The sequence below is a fragment of the Glycomyces sp. NPDC047010 genome (assembly GCF_040644205.1).
Lineage (GTDB): Bacteria > Actinomycetota > Actinomycetes > Mycobacteriales > Micromonosporaceae > Glycomyces.
Window position 1 is genome coordinate 430,964 of record NZ_JBEYVY010000002.1, and the last position, 16,842, is coordinate 447,805.

The following is a 16,842-nucleotide window of genomic DNA, read 5'->3' on the forward strand; positions in this document are numbered from 1 at the left end:
GGGTGGAGCCCCGGCCGCCCCGAAGGTGGCACCCGGCCTTACGCGGCTGCGACTTTCGTCGCAGGGGTGTTCCGCGCGCGGCGCTTGGGCCTGCGGTCCAGCCACCACTGGGCGATCATCAGGTTGACGACCCAGCTGAGCCAGATGGAGGCGACGGCGACGTCCTTGATGAGCGCGTCGGTGTCGCCGCCGTAGTAGGAGTCCTCGAACGGCAGGAGGATGAGCAGCACGATCACGATCCACACGCGGTTGACCACGATGGACCAGCACAGGGCGAAGCTGCGGATCATCCAGCGCCGGTGGGCCTGGAAGTCGCGGCGGCGGGCCGCGAGGAACCCGGCGAACGTCGTGCCGAACCACAGGAGGGAGAGCAGGACGTTGCCGATCTTCCCGTCGGGGCCGACCACGGACATGAGCGAGACGACGAGCGCGAAGGCCCCGGAGGGGACGACGCCGAGGAACACGTAGAGGCGCCCGGAGATCCGGTGGACCTTGGGGTGCTTCTGGCGCAGCCAGGTCCACACCTGCATGGAGCAGGTGATGAGCGCGATCGAGCCGAACAGGATGTGGCCCGAGAGCATCAGGTAGTGGGTCTCGGGGTTCGACGGCTGGAGTTCGACGAGCGAGTCGCCGGTGTCGAAGGTGAGGTAGAAGGGGAGCCGGGCGGCGACGAACAGCCCGGCGACCGCGAAGAGCGGGACGATCCAGGGGCGTCGGTACCACTTGGGCTTGGCGCGCGCGGGCGCGTTGTCGGGTCGGTCGAGGGTCTGGGTCACCGGTTTCTCCGATCGATGGTGGGGTCCGATCGTTGCGTATAGGATACGCTAAATGAGCGTACATCATACGCACGCCCGGTCGGTGAACACGAGTCCGCAACGGGCCCTAGGCTGCGGAGCAAACCGAGGGGGTGCGGCGCTGTGGGACAGGCCGAATTCGAGCTGCTGTGGGGCGAGACCGCCGTCGGCGGCGCCGCCGGGAACGGCGCGAGGCCCGGGCGCGGGCGGCCCTCGGGCCTCACCCGCGAGCGGATCGTCGCCGAGGCCGTCGCCATCGCCGACGCCGAAGGGCTCCCGAAGGTCTCGATGAAGCACCTCGCCGACCGGCTCGGCTCCGGCGTCATGTCCCTCTACCGGCACGTCCCGGGCAAGGACGAACTCGTGGTCCTCATGTACGACTCGCTCATGACCGGGCCCGCGCCGCTCCCGGCGGCCGACACCTGGCGCGAGGTCCTCGCCGGATGGGGCCGGTGCGTGCGCGACCTGTTCCGCGCCCACCCGTGGGCCCTCCCCGTCGCCACCGGCGAGCGCCCCATGGGCCCGCACGAGGCGGGCTGGCTCGACCAGGTCCTCGGCCGCCTCGCCGCCGTCGGCATGCCCGAGGGGACCGGTCTCCTCGCCGTCCTCACCGTCGACTGCTTCGCGCTCGGCGCCGTGCGCCCCGAGATCGGCGGCGCCGGATCGGCGGAGGCGTTCTTCCGGTTCCTCGGCGACCCGGGCACGGCCGCGCGCTTCCCGCACCTCGCCGCGCTCGCGGCGGGGCCGTTGGGCGCCCCGGACGCCGGGTACTTCGAGTTCGGGCTGCAACGGGTCCTCGACGGCCTCGAACAGCACTACGGCGCATAGCGAACGGGGGCCGGTCCTGTCGGACCGGCCCCCGCTACTCAGGAGAGAACAAAGCTATGCGGGCTGGAGCGCCGCCTCGCCCTTGCGCGGCGCGGGCTCGTCGCCGCCGAACGCGGCGGCCTCGTCGAGCGGCTGCGGCGCGGCGTCGAAGACCTCCCGGTCGAGGAGCTTCTCCGACTTCGCGACGATCACCGGGACGACCATCTGCCCGGCGACGTTCGTGGCCGTGCGGATCATGTCCATGATCGGGTCGATCGCCAGGAGCAGGCCCACGCCTTCGAGCGGCAGGCCCAGCGTCGACAGGGTCAGCGTCAGCATCACCGTCGCGCCGGTCAGGCCCGCGGTCGCCGCCGAGCCGATCACCGACACGAACGCGATGAGCAGGTAGTCCTGCACCCCGAGGTCCACGCCGTACACCTGCGCCACGAAGATCGCGGCGATGGCCGGGTAGATCGCGGCGCAGCCGTCCATCTTCGTGGTCGCCCCGAACGGCGACGCGAACGACGCGTAGTCGCGGTCCACGCCGAGCCGGTCGGTGACGGTCTTCTGCGCGAGCGGCAGCGTCCCCACCGAGGAGCGCGACACGAACGCGAACTGGATCGCGGGCCAGGTCTTGCGGTAGAACTGCACCGGCGAGACCTTCCCGAACACGCGCAGCAGCACCGGGTAGACGATGAGCAGGATGATGAGCGCGGCCGCGTAGATGTCGATGCTGAACACCGCGAGCGGCTCCAGCAGGTCCCAGCCGTACGCGTACACCGACTTGCCGATGAGGGCCGCGGTGCCGATGGGCGCCAGGCGGATCACCCACCACAGGGCCTTCTGGATCAGCGCGAGCGCGGAGGCGTTGAACTTCAGGAACGGCTCGGCCTTGTCGCCGAGCTTCGCGGCCGCGGCGCCCACGACGATCGCGACGAACACGATCTGGAGGACGTTGACGTTCACGAACGCGTCGACGAGGTTCGTCGGGATGATGCCGGTGAGGAAGTCCGTCCACGAGCCCTGCGTCTCCGGGGCGGCCGCGGCGCTCGACAGCTCCACGCCCGAACCGGGGTTCGTCGCCAGGCCGATCGCGAGGCCGATGACCACGGCGATGAGCGAGGTGATCGCGAACCAGCCGAGGGTCTTGGCGACCAGGCGGCCCGCGTTCGCGAGGTTGCGGAGGTTCGCGATCGAGGCGACGATCGCGGTGAACACCAGGAACGGGACGATCAGGAACAGCAGCTGCACGAACAGCGTGCCGACCGTTTCGAGCGTGGTGCCGAGCCAGGCGACGGACCACTCGCGGGCGGCGTAGCCGAGGGCGAGGCCGAGCACGAGGCCGATGAGCAGTTGCGCGGCGAACGGGACCCGCTTGCGGCGCTTGGGTTTCGATTCCTCCACGGCCGGGGCGGCCGTGCTTTCGGGAGCACTTGACATGGATACCTCTGGTGAAGGCGGGCGCACCGCTGGGCGGGCGCGCGGTCGCGCGCCTCAGGCGGTGTCAGGAGTGCGGGTCGGGCTCGGACCCTGCGGGAGAAGAGACGAGTACGTCGGCGAGCCGGCCGGTGGGAGCGGCGCTAGGGACGACAGAGCACGGTGGACACGCGGCAGAAGTCGAGGTGACGCCTGCGTGTCAGGTGCTGGTTCGTGACGGTGTAACTCATCGCCTGCCAACGGTAGCGCCTTTCGCATTTCGGGCGCAAGGGGCCGTGAGGGAATGCATACGGTCCGGGCCGGGGTCTAGATTCGACGGGTGCCCGGATCTCCACCCGCCCCGCCTCCCACCCCGCCCCGCCCGACGCTGCGCGACGCGCTCCGCACCGTGCCGCCGGTCGTCCTCGGCGCCGTCGCCCTCGGCGGCGTGATCGGCTCGCTCGCCCGGTACGGCCTCCTCGTCGCGTTCCCGCCCGACCCGGGCCGGTTCGACACCGCGACGTTCCTCGCCAACGCGGCCGGCGGGCTCCTCATCGGCGCGCTCATGGTCGTGGTCACCGAGGTCGCGCCCGACCGGCGGCTCCTGCGCCCGTTCCTCGGCGTCGGCGTCCTCGGCGGGTTCACCACGTTCTCCACGTTCATCGTCGGCGTCGGCCGCGCCGTCGACGCCGGGGCCGCGCTCCTCGCCGTCGCCTACGCGTTCGCGACGATCGCCGCCGCGCTCACCGCCGCCGCCCTCGGCATGTGGGCCACCCGCCGCCTCATCTCCCGGCGGCGCCGATGACGCTCCTCCTCGTCGCCGCGGGCGCCGCGATCGGCGCCCCCGCCCGCTTCCTCACCGACCTGGTCGTGGCCCACTACCTGGGCCGGTACCTCCCGTGGGGCACGCTCACCGTGAACGTCGTGGGCTCCGCGCTCGCGGTGTTCCTGGCCGTCGCGGTGGCCGACCCGGCCTGGTCCGCGGTCCTGTCGATCGGCTTCTGCGGCGCCCTCACCACGTACTCGACGCTCTCGTACGAGACACTCGTCCTCGTCGAGGAGGGACGCTGGCCCCACGCCGCCCTCAACATCGCGATGAACCTCGCCGGGGGCCTCGCGGCCGGGTTCGGCGGGTACCTCCTCGCGCGCGCCCTCGGCTTCTAAGGCCGGGCCTAGAGCCGACACGCGGGCGGGCCGCGCGGCAAATGCGCGGTTCCGCGCGCCCGATGCCCGACGATCGAGGTCCTGCCATATCCGCCCGCCGGGGGTTCCCGGGCGCCTCCGCGAACCCCCGGCGGGCGCCCCACCCGAAGGGACCGTCCCCGATGCCGCGTCCGCTCCGCTCCGTCCCTCCCGCCTGGCGGCGCCCGCTCGCCGCCGCGGTCGCCCTGCCGCTGCTCGCGCTCGCCGCGCCCGCGGCCCACGCGGAACCGGACGGGCCCGCGCAGGTGTGGCTCGTCGAGTTCGCCGAAGGCGCCGACGCCTCCGTCCTCGACGCCGCCCGCGGCCTCGACTTCGAGGTGCGCCACGACTTCGAGCGGATCTGGAACGGCGTCTCCGTGGAGACCGACCCCGCGACCGCGCGGCGCCTCGGGCGGCTCGGCATGGTCGAGCGCGTCTGGTCCGACGTCGTCTTCGGCGGCCCCGCGGCCACCGGCCCCGACGCCGCGACCGAGTCCGCGCAGGTCCCCGAACTCGCCCAGGCGATCCGGACGACGCGCGCCGACGTGGCGCACGACCGCGGGATCACCGGCGAGGGCGTCAAGGTCGGCGTCATCGACACCGGCATCGACTACACCCACCCCGACCTCGGCGGCTGCTTCGGCCACGGCTGCCGCGTCGCCGGGGGCACCGACTTCGTGGGCGACGACTTCGACTCCGAGGACCCCGACCACGCCGAGCCCGACCCCGACGACGACCCCGCCGACTGCGCCGGGCACGGCACCCACGTCGCCGGGATCGTCGGCGCGAACGGCGAGGTCACCGGCGTCGCGCCCGACGTGGAGTTCGGCGCGTACCGGGTCTTCGGCTGCGAGGGCTCCACGAGCGCCGAGGTCATCATGCAGGCCCTGGAGGCCGCGCTCGACGACGGCATGGACGTCGTCAACCTCTCGCTCGGCCAGTCGTTCCAGTGGCCCGGCTACCCAACCGCGAAGGCCGCCGACCGGCTCACCGAGGAGGGCGTGGTCGTCGTCGCCTCCATGGGCAACGACGGCGAGTCCGGCGTCTACTCCGGTTCGGCGCCCGGCGTCGGCGAGGACGTGATCGCCGTGGCCTCCACCGACAACCCGTCCGAGCGCATGGACGCCGCGCACGTGCCCGCCCTCGACCGGTCCGTCGGCTACCAGGTCCTCGGCGACGCCGCCGAACCCGAGGCGGGGACGGCCACCGACGGCCTGGTGTTCCTCGGCCGCGCGTGCGCCGACGACGCCTCCGAAGGCGACGTGAACGGCAAGGCCGCATTGATCGTCCGCGGGACCTGCACGTTCAAGGAGAAGTACGAGCGGGCCGTCGCCGAAGGCGCCACGAGCGTCGTCATCTACAACGACCGGCCCGGCCCCTTCGGCGGCTCCGGCGTCGAGGACCTCGGCGTCCCGGCCCTCTCGGTCACCGACACAGACGGCAAGGACCTCCACGACCTCGCGGCCATCGGTGAAGCCCCGGTCCTGGAGTTCACCGGCGAGACGGTGCTCGTGCCGCTGCCGCGCGCGGGCCTCGCGTCGAGCTTCTCCGCGTACGGCCCCGCCCCCGACCTCGCGTTCAAACCGGACGTGGCCGCGCCCGGCGGCGGCATCTGGTCCACCGTGCCCGTCGCCGACGGCTCGTACGAGTCGCTCTCGGGCACCTCGATGTCCTCGCCGCACGTCGCGGGCGCCGCGGCCCTGCTGCTCGACGCCGAGCCCCGGCTGGAGCCGCGCGACGTGCGCACCCGCCTCGCGAACTCCGCGAAGCCCGTCGCGTGGGGCGACAACCCGGACCTCGGCGAACTCGAAGCGGCGCACCGGCAGGGGACCGGCGTCATCGACGTGGTCGACGCCCTCGACGCGGAGGCGTGCCTGTACCCGACCGGCGTCAACACCGGCGACGGGACCGCGCCGCGCACGTTCGAACTCGGCCTCACCTCACGCGACCGCGAGGCCCGCGACTACACGCTGACCCACCGGGCCACGATCGCGACCACCGGCGACGACCGCGACCCCGGCTTCAGCGCCGCCGCACCGGACGTGGACTTCGAGCCGAAGGAGCTGCGCCTCTACCCGGGCCAGACGGCGACCGTGGAGGTCACGGTGACGCCGAGCGCCGACCTGCCCGAGGGCAGCGTGTTCGGCGGGCGGATCACCGCCCGGCCCGAGGACGGCGGCGAGTCCCTGACCATGGCGTACTCCGGCTACCAGGGCGACTACCTGGCGATCCCGGTCCTGGACCACCCGGACTTCCCGAAGCTCGCGGCCGTCGTCGCGCAGGACCCGGAGACCCGCGAGTACGAGTACCGCGACGTCGAGGACGGCGAGTCGTTCAGCCTCGCCGACGGGCCCGACCTCGCGGCCCTGGTCTATCTCGGACACCAGCCCGCGGCGATGGACGTCAGCGCCGCGAACGCCGACACCGGCGAGGTGGTCGAATGGGACCGCGAGGCGTTCCTGCCGCGCTCCCCCGGACCCGACGACGCGATGGGCGTCCACCTGGAGGACCTGGTCGCCCAGCGGCCCGGCGCTCTGGAGCCCGGCCGCTGGACGCTCACGGTGAAGGTGCTCAAGGCCCTCGGCGACGAGGACGACCCGGACGCCTGGGAGCAGTGGACCTCGCCGGTCTTCACGCTCGCCGAGTAGCTACTGCTCCCGGTGGACGAGCTGCGCGCCGGCCTGGTCGCGCGGGGTGATGGTGATCTGGTCGATGTTGACGTGCGCGGGACGGGTCGCGATCCACGCGATCGCGTCCGCGATGTCGGCGGCGACCAGCGGCGTCATCCCCGCGTAGACCGCGTCGGCGCGGCCCTGGTCGCCCTCGAAGCGGACGAGGCTGAACTCCGTCTCGACCATGCCCGGGTCCACCTCGCACACCCGCACCGGCTGCCCGAGCAGCTCCATGCGCAGGACCCGCGTGATCGCGGCCTCGGCGTGCTTCGCGGCGTTGTACCCGCCGCCGCCGGGGTACGGCTGGTGGCCCGCGATGGAGCCGATGACGACGACCTGGCCGTCGCCCGAGGCGACGAGCTTCGGCAGGAGCGCCTTGGTGATCCGGGCCGTGCCGAGGACGTTCACGTCGTACATGCGCTGCCAGGCGTCCAGGTCCGCCCCGGCGATCGAGTCGAGGCCGAACGCGCCGCCCGCGTTGTTGACGAGCACGTCGCAGCGTTCCACCGCGGCGACGAAATCGGCCACCGACCGCTCGTCGGTGACGTCGAGCGGCAGCGCGGTCCCGCCGCACTCGGCCGCGACCTCGGCGAGCCGGTCGGCCCGGCGCGCGCCGAGGACCACGTCGAACCCGGCCCCGGCGAGGGCCCGTGCGGTGGCCGCCCCGATCCCGCTGCTGGCTCCCGTGACGACCGCGGTCTTCCTGCTCATCGATTCCTCCTCGCAGACGCGGGCCGAAGCCTCGGCCCGCGACGGACCTTACTCGGCGTCCCCGCGCGCCGGTTCTCACACTCTGGCCGAGGCGCGCGGGCGGTCGGGCCGCGCCCGTACCATCGCATTCGACGCTGGTTCCGCGGCGCCTTGCGGCGCTTCGGCTAAGAGGGAATCTGGTGCGAATCCAGGACTGCCCCGCAGCGGTGAGGGGGAACGGAACCCGCCATGAGCACTGGACCCGGGAGGGGCTGGGAAGCGGCGGGGAGTAGGTGCCGGCGACGGCGCGCCCCCGAGTCCGAATACCTGCCCGCGTACCGCGCGCGACCGCGCGCGGTCCCGCTGTCGCAAGTTCGAGGGAACTGACACATGACCAACAGCTCTGCCGTGCGCTCGACCGCGCTCGGATACCCGCGCATCGGATCGGGCCGCGAGCTCAAGCGCGCGCTCGAAGCCCACTGGGCCGGACGGCTCGACGCCGAGGGGCTCGAACGGGCCGCCGCGGCCGTCCGCGCCGAGATGCTCGACGACCTGTCCGTGCTCGACTCGGTCCCCACGGGCGTCTTCTCCTACTACGACCACGTGCTGGACGCGGCGTTCGCCGTGGACGCGGTCGCGCCCCGGCACCGCCGCGGCGGCGACCTCGCGTCCTACTTCGCCGCGGCCCGCGGCGACGACGCGGCCGCGCCCTTGGAGATGACCAAGTGGTTCGACACGAACTACCACTACCTGGTCCCCGAGATCGGCCCCGCGACCGCGTTCGCCGCGCGTCCTGAGAAGGCCGTCGCGGAGTTCCTGGAGGCCCGCGAACGCGGCCTCGACGCCCGGCCGGTCCTCGTCGGGCCCGCCACGCTGCTGCTCCTCGCGAAGGCCGCCGACGGCTCGCCCGAGGACTTCCGGCCCTTTGACCGCCTCGACGACGTCGTGGAGGCGTACATCGAGATCCTGGCCGCGCTCGCGCACGCCGGGGCCGGACTCGTCCAGCTCGACGAACCGGCGCTGTGCGCCGACCGGACCCCGGCGGAGCTGGAAGCCGTCGCATCCGCGTACCGGCGCCTTGTGGCCGAGGCGGAGATCCTCGTCGCCGGGGGCTACGGGCCGTTCGGCGAGTCGCTGCTGGTGCTCCTGGACGCGGGCGTCGAAGGCATCGCCCTCGACCTGGTCCGCGGCCGGTCCGACCTGGAAGCACTTGCGTCGCTGAATGTTTCACGTGAAACATTCATCGTCGCCGGAGTGGTGGACGGGCGCAACATCTGGCGCACCGACCTAGCGCGGGCCGCCGCCGACATCGAGGCCGTCAAGGCCCTCACCGACCGCGTCGGCGTCGCCTCCTCGGCCTCGCTCCTCCACGTCCCCGTGGACCTCGCGCCCGAGACCGGCCTGCCGCCGCTGCTCGCCGAGCGGCTCTCGTTCGCACGCCAGAAGCTCGTGGAACTCACCGTCCTCGCCGACCCGGACGGCGCCCGCGACGCCCGGCCCGCCGCGCCCGACGCCTGGCGCGACGGCGCGGTCCGCGACCGCCTCGCCGCCCTCGACGCGGGCGCCGACCGCCGGGCGCCCTACGCCGACCGCCGTGCCTCCCAGGCCGAGCGCGTCCCGCTGCCGCCGCTCCCGACCACCACCATCGGCTCGTTCCCGCAGACCGCCGAGCTCCGCAAGGCCCGCGCCGCCCACAGGCAGGGCCTCATGATCGACGCCGACTACCACGCCCGCATGAAGGCCGAGGTCGCCGCCGTCATCAACGAGCAGGAGAAACTCGGCATCGACGTGCTCGTCCACGGCGAGCCCGAGCGCAACGACATGGTCCAGTACTTCGCCGAGCAGCTCACCGGCTTCGCGACCACCGCCGCCGGGTGGGTCCAGTCCTACGGCTCCCGCTGCGTGCGCCCGCCGATCCTCTTCGGCGACGTCGCCCGCACCGCGCCGATCACGGTCCCGTGGACCTCCTACGCGCAGTCGCTCACCGCGAAACCCGTGAAGGGCATGCTCACCGGGCCCGTGACGATCCTCGCGTGGTCCTTCGTGCGCGACGACCAGCCGCTCGCCGACACCGCCGACCAGGTCGCCCTCGCCCTGCGCGACGAGGTCACCGACCTCGAAGCGGCCGGGACCGCGATCATCCAGGTCGACGAGCCCGCGCTCCGCGAGCTCCTGCCCGTGCGCGAGGCGCCCCGCGCGGCCTACCGCGAGTGGTCCACCCGCTCGTTCCGCCTCGCGACCTCCGGCGTCCGCCCGGACACCGCGATCCACACGCACCTGTGCTACTCCGAGTTCGGCGTGGTCATCGACGCCATCGCCGCACTCGACGCCGACGTCACGTCCATCGAGGCGTCCCGCTCGAAGATGGAGGTCGTCGCCGACCTCGGCCGCGCCGGGTACGGCAGCGGCGTCGGCCCCGGCGTGTGGGACATCCACTCCCCGCGCGTGCCCGCCGCCGCCGAGATGGCCGAGGCCCTGCGCCTCGCCGTCGCCGCCCTCGGCCCCGACCGGGTCTGGGCCAACCCCGACTGCGGCCTGAAGACCCGCCGCTACGAGGAGGTCCTGCCCGCGCTCGAAGGGCTCGTGGAGGCCGCCCGCACCGTCCGCGCCGAGGCCGCGTAAGGGCCTCAGCGGTTCCGGATCGTACATCCTATTTCCTATAGGATGTACGATCCGGTCGCTGCGGCGGACCCGCCGCGCGGCCACGTACCCTTGAGCCGTGGCGATGGACAACTACCGCATCCTGACCGAGCCGGTGAACGGCGGCATGTCCGGACTGGCGAAGGCCAGCGCGGACTGGCGGCGGCTCGCGCACAACGTCGAGGCGCTCGCGCGCGTCGCGGGCGTCCCGATGATGGCGATGGTCAAGGCCGACGCGTACGGCCACGGCATGGTCCCGGCGGCGCGCGTCGCCGCCGAGGCCGGGGCCGACCGGCTCGGCGTCGTGACCCTCAGAGAGGCATGGCAGCTCCGGCAGTCCAACGGCCTCGCATCCACTCCCGTGATGGCGTTCTTCTTCGCGCCTGAGCAGCCCGGCCTCGCCGAGGTCGTGGCCGCCGGGATCGACCTCGGCGTCTCCTCGCTCGCGCAGCTCGAAGCGGCCGCCGCGGCGGGGGACAAGGCCGGGACGCCCGCGCGCGTCCACCTCAAGGGCGACACCGGCATGTCGCGGGGCGGCGTCGCCGAGCACGAGTGGGAGCTCGCGGCGGAGGCCGCCGCGAAGCACCAGGCGGCCGGGTCGGTCGTCGTCGCGGGCGCCTGGAGCCACCTGGCGTGCGCCGACGAGATCGGGCACCCCGCGAACGCGTTGCAGAAGGCCGCGTTCGAGCGGTTCCTCGCGGCCGTGGCCGCGGCGGGCCTGGCCCCGGAGGTGCGTCACCTCGCGAACTCTGCGGCCCTCATCGCCGATCCGGAGACCCGGTACGACATGGTCCGGCCGGGCATCGCGCTCTACGGGTACAACCCGGTCCCGGACTTCCCAGTTGACCTGAAGCCCGTTGTCGAGGTCCGCAGCCAGGTCATGAGCGTCAAGCGCCTCCCGGCCGGGTCGGGGATCTCCTACGGCCACACGCACGTCCTCGAACGCGACACGAACGTGGCGCTGGTGCCGCTCGGGTACGCCGACGGGATCCCGCGGGCCGCCTCCAACAAGGCGGAGGTGTACCTCGCGGGGAAGCGCCGCCGCGTCATCGGGCGGATCTGCATGGACCAGTTCACCGTGGACTGCGGCGACGACCCGGTGAAGCCCGGGGAGCCGGTGGTCCTCATCGGCGCGGGCGCGCAGCACCCGGACGCGGACGACTGGGCGGCGTGGGCCGGGACCATCCCGAACGACGTGCTCACGGGCCTGGGCGCCCGCATCCCCCGGTTGTGGAACCGGGGCCTCGACTAGGTTCTTCCTTCCCTTGACCCTTTGGACCCCTTGGGCCCGTTGAGTGTGCAGTGAGGTCGCATGAGCGAGAGGCAATCGGGCCGCGGTGGGCGGCGGGCGCGCGGCTGGGCGATCGCCGGAGGCGTCACCGGCGGGGTCGCGGTGGGCGCGGCGCTGGCGTACGGGGTGCCGCGGTACCTGGCGCGGCGCACGCGGGCGTCGTCGGCGGACCCGTACGCGAACGAGCCGTTCGAGATGCCGCCGGTGAACTCGGTGCGGACGGTGGAGACGCGGGACGGCGCGTCGGTGCACGTGGAGACCGCGGGGCCGGAGGACGCGGGCCTGACGGTGGTCCTCATCCACGGCTACATGCAGGACATGGGGACGTTCTACTTCCAGCGCAAGGCCATCGCCGATGCCGTGCGCGGCGGGGTGCGGCTGCGGGCGGTGCTGTACGACCAGCCGGGGCACGGCCGGTCCGGGGGCCTGGTGCGCACGGAGTACTCGATCGAGGACCTGGCGGAGATCCTGCACGACGTGCTGGAGGAGGCGGCGCCGCACGGGCCGCTGGTGCTGGTGGGGCACTCGATGGGTGGGATGACGATCATGCAGTACGCCCGCCTGTACCCGGAGGAGTTCCGGGAGCGGGTGAAGGGCGTGGCGTTCCTGTCGACGTCGGCGGCGGGCCTGGACACGGTGGAGACAAAGCCGATGCGGGCGCTGCGGCGGCTGCGGCGGACCGTGCTGCCGATGCTCCAGCAGGTCGCGGGGTGGACGCCGGACCTGATCGACCGGTCGCGGCTGCTCGCGGGGGACCTGGGGTGGCTCTTGACGCGCAAGGCGGCGTTCCGGTCGCCGAACCCGCCGGGGTCGATCGTGACGCTGGTGGAGCGGATGAACCGGCGCACGTCCATCCAGTCGATCGTGGGCTATGCGCGCGCTATCCTCGACCACGACGCGACGGCGGTCCTGCCGCAGTTCAAGGGGCTGCCGATCCTCGTCGCGGTGGGGGACGGGGACCCGCTGACGCCGCCGGGGCACTCGCAGCGGCTCGCCGAGGCGCTGCCCGGGTCGCGACTGGAGCTCATAGCCGAGGCGGGGCATTCGCCGCAGCTGGAGTATCCTGGTGAGATCTCACAACTGTTGTTGGAGATGATCGACAAAGCCGCGGCGGAGATCGGTGACGGTCCGCCGCCTCGGGCGGCCGCGCCGCCGGAGGGCGAGCGGGGGCGGCACCGCCGCTGGGCGCCGTTCTCCCACGGGCACCGCCGGGACTAGCCCGGGCAATCGACACCGGTTGCGACACATTGACATTGAGGAGTGAGACGTGAGGCTGACGCTCCAGACGGCCGAAGACACCCACGAGTTCGGGCTGCGCCTCGCCGCGGTCCTGCGACCGGGCGACCTCGTGATCCTCACCGGCCCGCTCGGGGCCGGGAAGACCGCGCTGACGCAGGGCGTCGGCGCCGGCCTCGGCGTGGAGGGGCGCATCACCAGCCCCACGTTCGTGATCGCGCGGACGCACCGCGCTGGCGGGGCGGGCGTGCCGCTGGTGCACGTGGACGCGTACCGCCTGGAGACCCTCGACGAGCTCGACGACCTGGACCTGGACACCGACGTGGACGCGGCCGTGACCGTGGTCGAGTGGGGTGCGGGCCTGGCCGAGCGCCTCGCCGACTCGTACCTGGAGATCGCGATCGACCGGCGCGCGGACGAGGTCCGCGAGGCGGTCCTGCACGCGCACGGCGGCGACTGGGCCGCGCGCCTCGCGTCCCTGGGCCTGCCCGTCGGCGCCGCCGCATGAGAGTCCTCGCCCTCGACACCTCCACGAGCGCGGTCCAGGCCGCACTGGTCGACCTCGACGGCCCGGCGTTCGAGCCGGAGCTGTTCCTGACCTCGTTCCGCCGCGAGATCGACGGCCGCGGGCACGTGGAGAAGCTCGGCCCGTTCATCGAGGCGTGCCTCGCGGACGCGGGGCGCACCGTGGAGGACGTGGACGCGGTCGTCGCGGGCGTCGGCCCGGGCCCGTTCACGGGCCTGCGGGTCGGGATGGTCACCGCGGCGGCGTTCGCCGACGGGGCCGGCATCCCGGTGTACGGCGTGTGCTCGCTCGACGCGATCGGCGGGAACACGCGCGGCCGGGCCCTCGTGGCGACCGACGCGCGCCGCAAGGAGATCTACTGGGCGGTCTACGAGGACGGCGTGCGCGAAGGCGAACCGCAGGTCGGCAAGCCCGCGGACCTTCCGGAGACGCGCGCGGACTACGCGATCGGCGAGGGCGCGGCGAAGTACGCGGCCGAGCTGGCGGTGCCCGCCGAGACCGGCGCGGCCTACCCGGACCTGGTGAAGCTCGTGGAGCTGGCCGCGCCGCGGCTGCTCGCGGACGCGCCGACCGAGAAGCTGACGCCGCTGTACCTGCGCCGTCCCGACGCGCAGCCCGCGAAGGACGTCGTGCCCCCGCCCGCGGACGCTCAGCCCGCGGGCACGAAGTGACGTACCTGCCGCGGCGTGGTACAGCTTGACGTGATGAACACCGAGCTGCTGATCGGCCGGGTCCGGTGGTGGCACCTGACCGCGATGGCCCGCATGGAGACCGCGATCTTCGGGCCCGAGGCGTGGAGCGAGGGCCTGCTGTGGTCCGAGCTCGCGGCCGGGCACGACTACCGGGCCGTGTTCGACCGCTCCTCCGGCGACCGGATCGCGGGGTACGCGGGGACCGCGTTCAGCGACAACGAGGCGTGGATCAACAACATCGCCGTGGACGGCGGCTACCGGCGCCGCGGCGTCGCCACGATGCTCATGGACGACCTGCTCGCGCGCGCCCGCGCGGGCGGCGCGAAGTCGGTGTTCCTGGAGGTCGCGGTCGACAACGTCCCGGCCCAGCGCCTGTACGACGGCTACGGCTTCTACGGCATCGGCGTCCGCCGCAACTACTACCAGCACACCGGCACCGATGCCGCCGTGATGAGGATGGACCTTTGGCTTTCCTCTCCCCCCTACGGGGAGGAGATTTCCTAGGCTTGCGCCCGGGACGGTTCCTGTTTCATCGCCGATTGCGGAAGGGAGGACCCTTGCCGTCTGACATCAGCTCCGCAGGCATCGCCGGGCGGCTGCCCGGCTGCGACTCGACCAGCCGCAAGAATGTTCTTGGCCGCATTGACGTCCCGGTCGTGCCGGGTGCGGCAGGAGGGGCATCGCCATGCCCGGGTCGACAGGTCGAGCCTGTCGAGCAGGTGCCCGCAGTGCGAGCAGGTCTTCGACGAGGGGTACCAGCGGTCGACCACCGCGAGGATACGGCCGGCCCGTTCGGCCTTGTATTCGAGCATGCGCCGGAACTCGCCCCAGGCGGCATCGCTGATCGGTCGGGCGAGCCTGTGGTTCTTGACCATGCCGTTGACATTGAGGTCCTCGACGGCAATGAGGTCATTGCCGCGGACGATGCGTGTCGAGGTCTTGTGCAGGAAATCGGAGCGGGAGTTGCGGATCCTGCGATGGGCGCGGGCGACCTTCTGCTTGGCCTTGCGGCGGTTCGCCGAGCCTCTCTTGCAGCGGGCCATGCGTCGCTGGTAGCGGGCGAGATTCCTGGCTTTGCGCTCCAGGCAGCGCGGTGCCGCGACGCGTGCTCCGTCGCTCATGACCGCGAATTCCTTGACCCCCAAGTCGATGCCGATCGCCCGGCCGGTCTCCGGTTCCGGTTCGGGGTCGTCGGCTTCGACGGCGAAGGTCACGAACCAGCGACCGTCGGGATCGCGGGAGACGATGACAGTGGTCGGGGCGAGCTCAGCCAGCGCGACGCCGTCGAAGGACCAGACGAATCTCAACGGCGCGGTGGTCTTCGCCAAGCGCAGCTCCCCGTCGTGCATGCGGAACGCCGACCGTGTGTAGTGCGCGGACTGCCGGGAGGATCTTCTCTTCAACCGCGGGTACTTCGCCCGCCCGGCAAAGAAGTTCGCGAACGCGGCATGTTGGTGCCGCAGGGACTGCTGGAGCGGGACACTGGAGACCTCGTTCAAGAAGGCGAGGTCCTCGGTCTTCTTCCAAGCCGTCAGCGCCGCATCGGTTTCACGATAGGTGGTCCCCCGGCCGTCGACATGCCAGGCGCGATGGCGCTCGGTCAGCGTCCTGTTCCAGACCACGCGTACACATCCGAACGTGCGGGCCAACATCGCCGCCTGCTCAGGGTCGGGATAGGCCCGACACTTGTACGCCAAGCGCATGCCGTCTATTTTACGCAGCAGTCGACCAGATGTAAAAGAAGGGCTCGCGCGCGGGCTCGAACGTTTCTCCGGCCCCAGTGCCGAAACTAGCTCTAGGAGGCCAGATGAAGACTGAACCTGTGGTGATGGGCATCGAGACGTCGTGCGACGAGACCGGTGTGGGGATCGTGCGCGGCCACGAGCTGCTGGCCGACGCGATCGCGTCCTCGGTCGACGAGCACGCCCGCTTCGGCGGCGTCGTGCCCGAGGTCGCGAGCCGCGCGCACCTGGAGGCCATGGTGCCCACCGTGCAGCGCGCCCTCGACGACGCCGGGCTGACCCTCGGCGACCTCGACGGCATCGCCGTCACCGCCGGGCCGGGCCTGGCCGGGGCGCTCATGGTCGGCGTCGGCGCCGCGAAGGCGTACTCGATCGCCACCGGCGTCCCCCTCTACGGCGTCAACCACCTGTCCGCGCACATCGCCGTGGACACCCTGGAGAACGGGCCGATCCCCGAGCCCGCGATCGGCCTCCTCGTCTCCGGCGGCCACTCCACGATCATGATGGTCGAGGACCTCGCCGGGAAGGTCGTGCAGCTCGGCGCCAGCATCGACGACGCCGCGGGCGAGGCGTTCGACAAGGTCGCGCGCCTGCTGGGCCTGCCGTTCCCCGGCGGCCCCTACATCGACCGGGCCGCGAAAGAGGGCGACCGGGCGTTCGTGGAGTTCCCGCGCGGCCTCTCCGCCGCGAAGGACCAGGAGAAGCACCGCTACGACTTCTCGTTCTCGGGGCTCAAGACCGCGGTCGCCCGCTGGATCGAGGCGCGCCGCGCCGACGGCGAGGACATCCCCGTGAACGACGTCGCGGCCGCGTTCCAGGAGGCCGTCTGCGACGTGCTCACCCGCAAGGCGATCCTCGCCGCGAAGGAGCACGGCGTCGAGACGATCCTCCTCGGCGGCGGCGTCGCGGCCAACTCGCGCCTGCGCGGCCTCGCCGCCGAGCGCGCCGAGAAGGCGGGCCTGACGCTCCGCTACCCGCGCCCGAAGCTGTGCACCGACAACGGCGCCATGGTCGCCGCCCTCGGCTCGCACCTCGTCGCCGCGGGCGTCGCGCCCTCCCGCATCGACTTCCCCGCGAACTCGTCGATGGACGTCGAGATCGTGAGCCTCGCCAACTCCCTGTAAGGGCCCGCCTGTCGGTCCCCGCCGCTACCG

At 72.6% G+C, this 16,842-nt stretch carries 15 protein-coding genes and 1 riboswitch; of the genes, 11 read left to right on the forward strand and 4 right to left on the reverse strand.

The genetic code is table 11. The annotated features are described in order from the left end of the window. Nucleotides 1-38: 38 nt before the first annotated feature. Complete coding sequence (locus tag AB0A65_RS05535) at nucleotides 39-776, reverse strand: DUF2306 domain-containing protein (RefSeq protein ID WP_359946690.1); 738 nt, start codon at nucleotides 774-776, stop codon at nucleotides 39-41. Nucleotides 777-917: 141 nt separating this feature from the next. Between AB0A65_RS05535 and AB0A65_RS05540 the strand changes: the two genes are divergently transcribed. Further along, on the forward strand, nucleotides 918-1,622 hold the full coding sequence (locus AB0A65_RS05540; RefSeq protein WP_359946693.1) for a TetR/AcrR family transcriptional regulator: 705 nt from the start codon (nucleotides 918-920) through the stop codon (nucleotides 1,620-1,622). Between the two features lie 54 nt (nucleotides 1,623-1,676). Here AB0A65_RS05540 and AB0A65_RS05545 read toward each other — a convergent pair whose 3' ends face one another. Next, nucleotides 1,677-3,041 (reverse strand): dicarboxylate/amino acid:cation symporter, encoded by a 1,365-nt coding sequence (locus tag AB0A65_RS05545; RefSeq protein WP_359946696.1) that lies wholly within the window; start codon nucleotides 3,039-3,041, stop codon nucleotides 1,677-1,679. A 316-nt stretch (nucleotides 3,042-3,357) separates the two neighbouring features. On the opposite strand from AB0A65_RS05545, the gene AB0A65_RS05550 reads away from it, so the two are divergent. The 3 genes from AB0A65_RS05550 (at nucleotide 3,358) to AB0A65_RS05560 (ending at nucleotide 6,847) form a co-directional block, all read left to right on the forward strand. Then, nucleotides 3,358-3,822: a CrcB family protein gene (locus tag AB0A65_RS05550; RefSeq protein WP_359946699.1), complete on the forward strand. Its 465-nt coding sequence runs from the start codon at nucleotides 3,358-3,360 to the stop codon at nucleotides 3,820-3,822. Then, nucleotides 3,819-4,181 (forward strand): CrcB family protein, encoded by a 363-nt coding sequence (locus AB0A65_RS05555; RefSeq protein ID WP_359946702.1) that lies wholly within the window; start codon nucleotides 3,819-3,821, stop codon nucleotides 4,179-4,181. The genes AB0A65_RS05550 and AB0A65_RS05555 overlap by 4 nt, the downstream gene beginning before the upstream one ends. A 161-nt stretch (nucleotides 4,182-4,342) precedes the next feature. Further along, nucleotides 4,343-6,847, forward strand: a complete 2,505-nt coding sequence (locus AB0A65_RS05560) for a S8 family serine peptidase (protein WP_359946704.1) — start codon at nucleotides 4,343-4,345, stop codon at nucleotides 6,845-6,847. Here the strand turns inward: AB0A65_RS05560 and AB0A65_RS05565 are convergent, their stop codons facing one another. Beyond that, complete coding sequence (locus tag AB0A65_RS05565) at nucleotides 6,848-7,582, reverse strand: SDR family NAD(P)-dependent oxidoreductase (RefSeq protein WP_359946707.1); 735 nt, start codon at nucleotides 7,580-7,582, stop codon at nucleotides 6,848-6,850. It abuts the gene before it with no gap. Nucleotides 7,583-7,700: 118 nt separating this feature from the next. Continuing rightward, nucleotides 7,701-7,911, forward strand: a riboswitch (cobalamin riboswitch). Nucleotides 7,912-7,951: 40 nt separating this feature from the next. Between AB0A65_RS05565 and metE the strand changes: the two genes are divergently transcribed. The 6 genes from metE (at nucleotide 7,952) to rimI (ending at nucleotide 14,450) form a co-directional block, all read left to right on the forward strand. Then, nucleotides 7,952-10,183, forward strand: coding sequence for a 5-methyltetrahydropteroyltriglutamate--homocysteine S-methyltransferase (metE, locus tag AB0A65_RS05570; RefSeq protein ID WP_359946710.1), 2,232 nt, complete (start codon nucleotides 7,952-7,954; stop codon nucleotides 10,181-10,183). A gap of 103 nt (nucleotides 10,184-10,286) precedes the next feature. Beyond that, on the forward strand, nucleotides 10,287-11,453 hold the full coding sequence (alr, locus tag AB0A65_RS05575; protein WP_359947203.1) for an alanine racemase: 1,167 nt from the start codon (nucleotides 10,287-10,289) through the stop codon (nucleotides 11,451-11,453). Between the two features lie 60 nt (nucleotides 11,454-11,513). Further along, a complete protein-coding gene (locus tag AB0A65_RS05580; RefSeq protein WP_359946713.1) occupies nucleotides 11,514-12,710 on the forward strand; it encodes an alpha/beta hydrolase in 1,197 nt (398 codons plus the stop codon). Between the two features lie 49 nt (nucleotides 12,711-12,759). Beyond that, nucleotides 12,760-13,236, forward strand: coding sequence for a tRNA (adenosine(37)-N6)-threonylcarbamoyltransferase complex ATPase subunit type 1 TsaE (gene tsaE / locus AB0A65_RS05585; protein WP_359946716.1), 477 nt, complete (start codon nucleotides 12,760-12,762; stop codon nucleotides 13,234-13,236). Next, nucleotides 13,233-13,925 (forward strand): tRNA (adenosine(37)-N6)-threonylcarbamoyltransferase complex dimerization subunit type 1 TsaB, encoded by a 693-nt coding sequence (gene tsaB, locus AB0A65_RS05590; RefSeq protein ID WP_359946719.1) that lies wholly within the window; start codon nucleotides 13,233-13,235, stop codon nucleotides 13,923-13,925. The genes tsaE and tsaB overlap by 4 nt, the downstream gene beginning before the upstream one ends. 33 nt (nucleotides 13,926-13,958) lie before the next feature. Then, nucleotides 13,959-14,450, forward strand: coding sequence for a ribosomal protein S18-alanine N-acetyltransferase (rimI, locus tag AB0A65_RS05595; protein ID WP_359946722.1), 492 nt, complete (start codon nucleotides 13,959-13,961; stop codon nucleotides 14,448-14,450). On the opposite strand, the gene AB0A65_RS05600 is transcribed toward rimI, so the two are convergent. Beyond that, a complete protein-coding gene (locus AB0A65_RS05600; RefSeq protein ID WP_359946725.1) occupies nucleotides 14,447-15,649 on the reverse strand; it encodes an RNA-guided endonuclease TnpB family protein in 1,203 nt (400 codons plus the stop codon). The genes rimI and AB0A65_RS05600 overlap by 4 nt on opposite strands. 104 nt (nucleotides 15,650-15,753) lie before the next feature. Here AB0A65_RS05600 and tsaD point away from each other — a divergent pair, with 104 nt between their 5' ends. Then, nucleotides 15,754-16,812 carry a tRNA (adenosine(37)-N6)-threonylcarbamoyltransferase complex transferase subunit TsaD gene (tsaD, locus tag AB0A65_RS05605; RefSeq protein ID WP_359946728.1) on the forward strand — a complete coding sequence of 353 codons (1,059 nt, stop codon included), beginning with the start codon at nucleotides 15,754-15,756 and terminating at the stop codon, nucleotides 16,810-16,812. Nucleotides 16,813-16,842 lie beyond the last annotated feature (30 nt).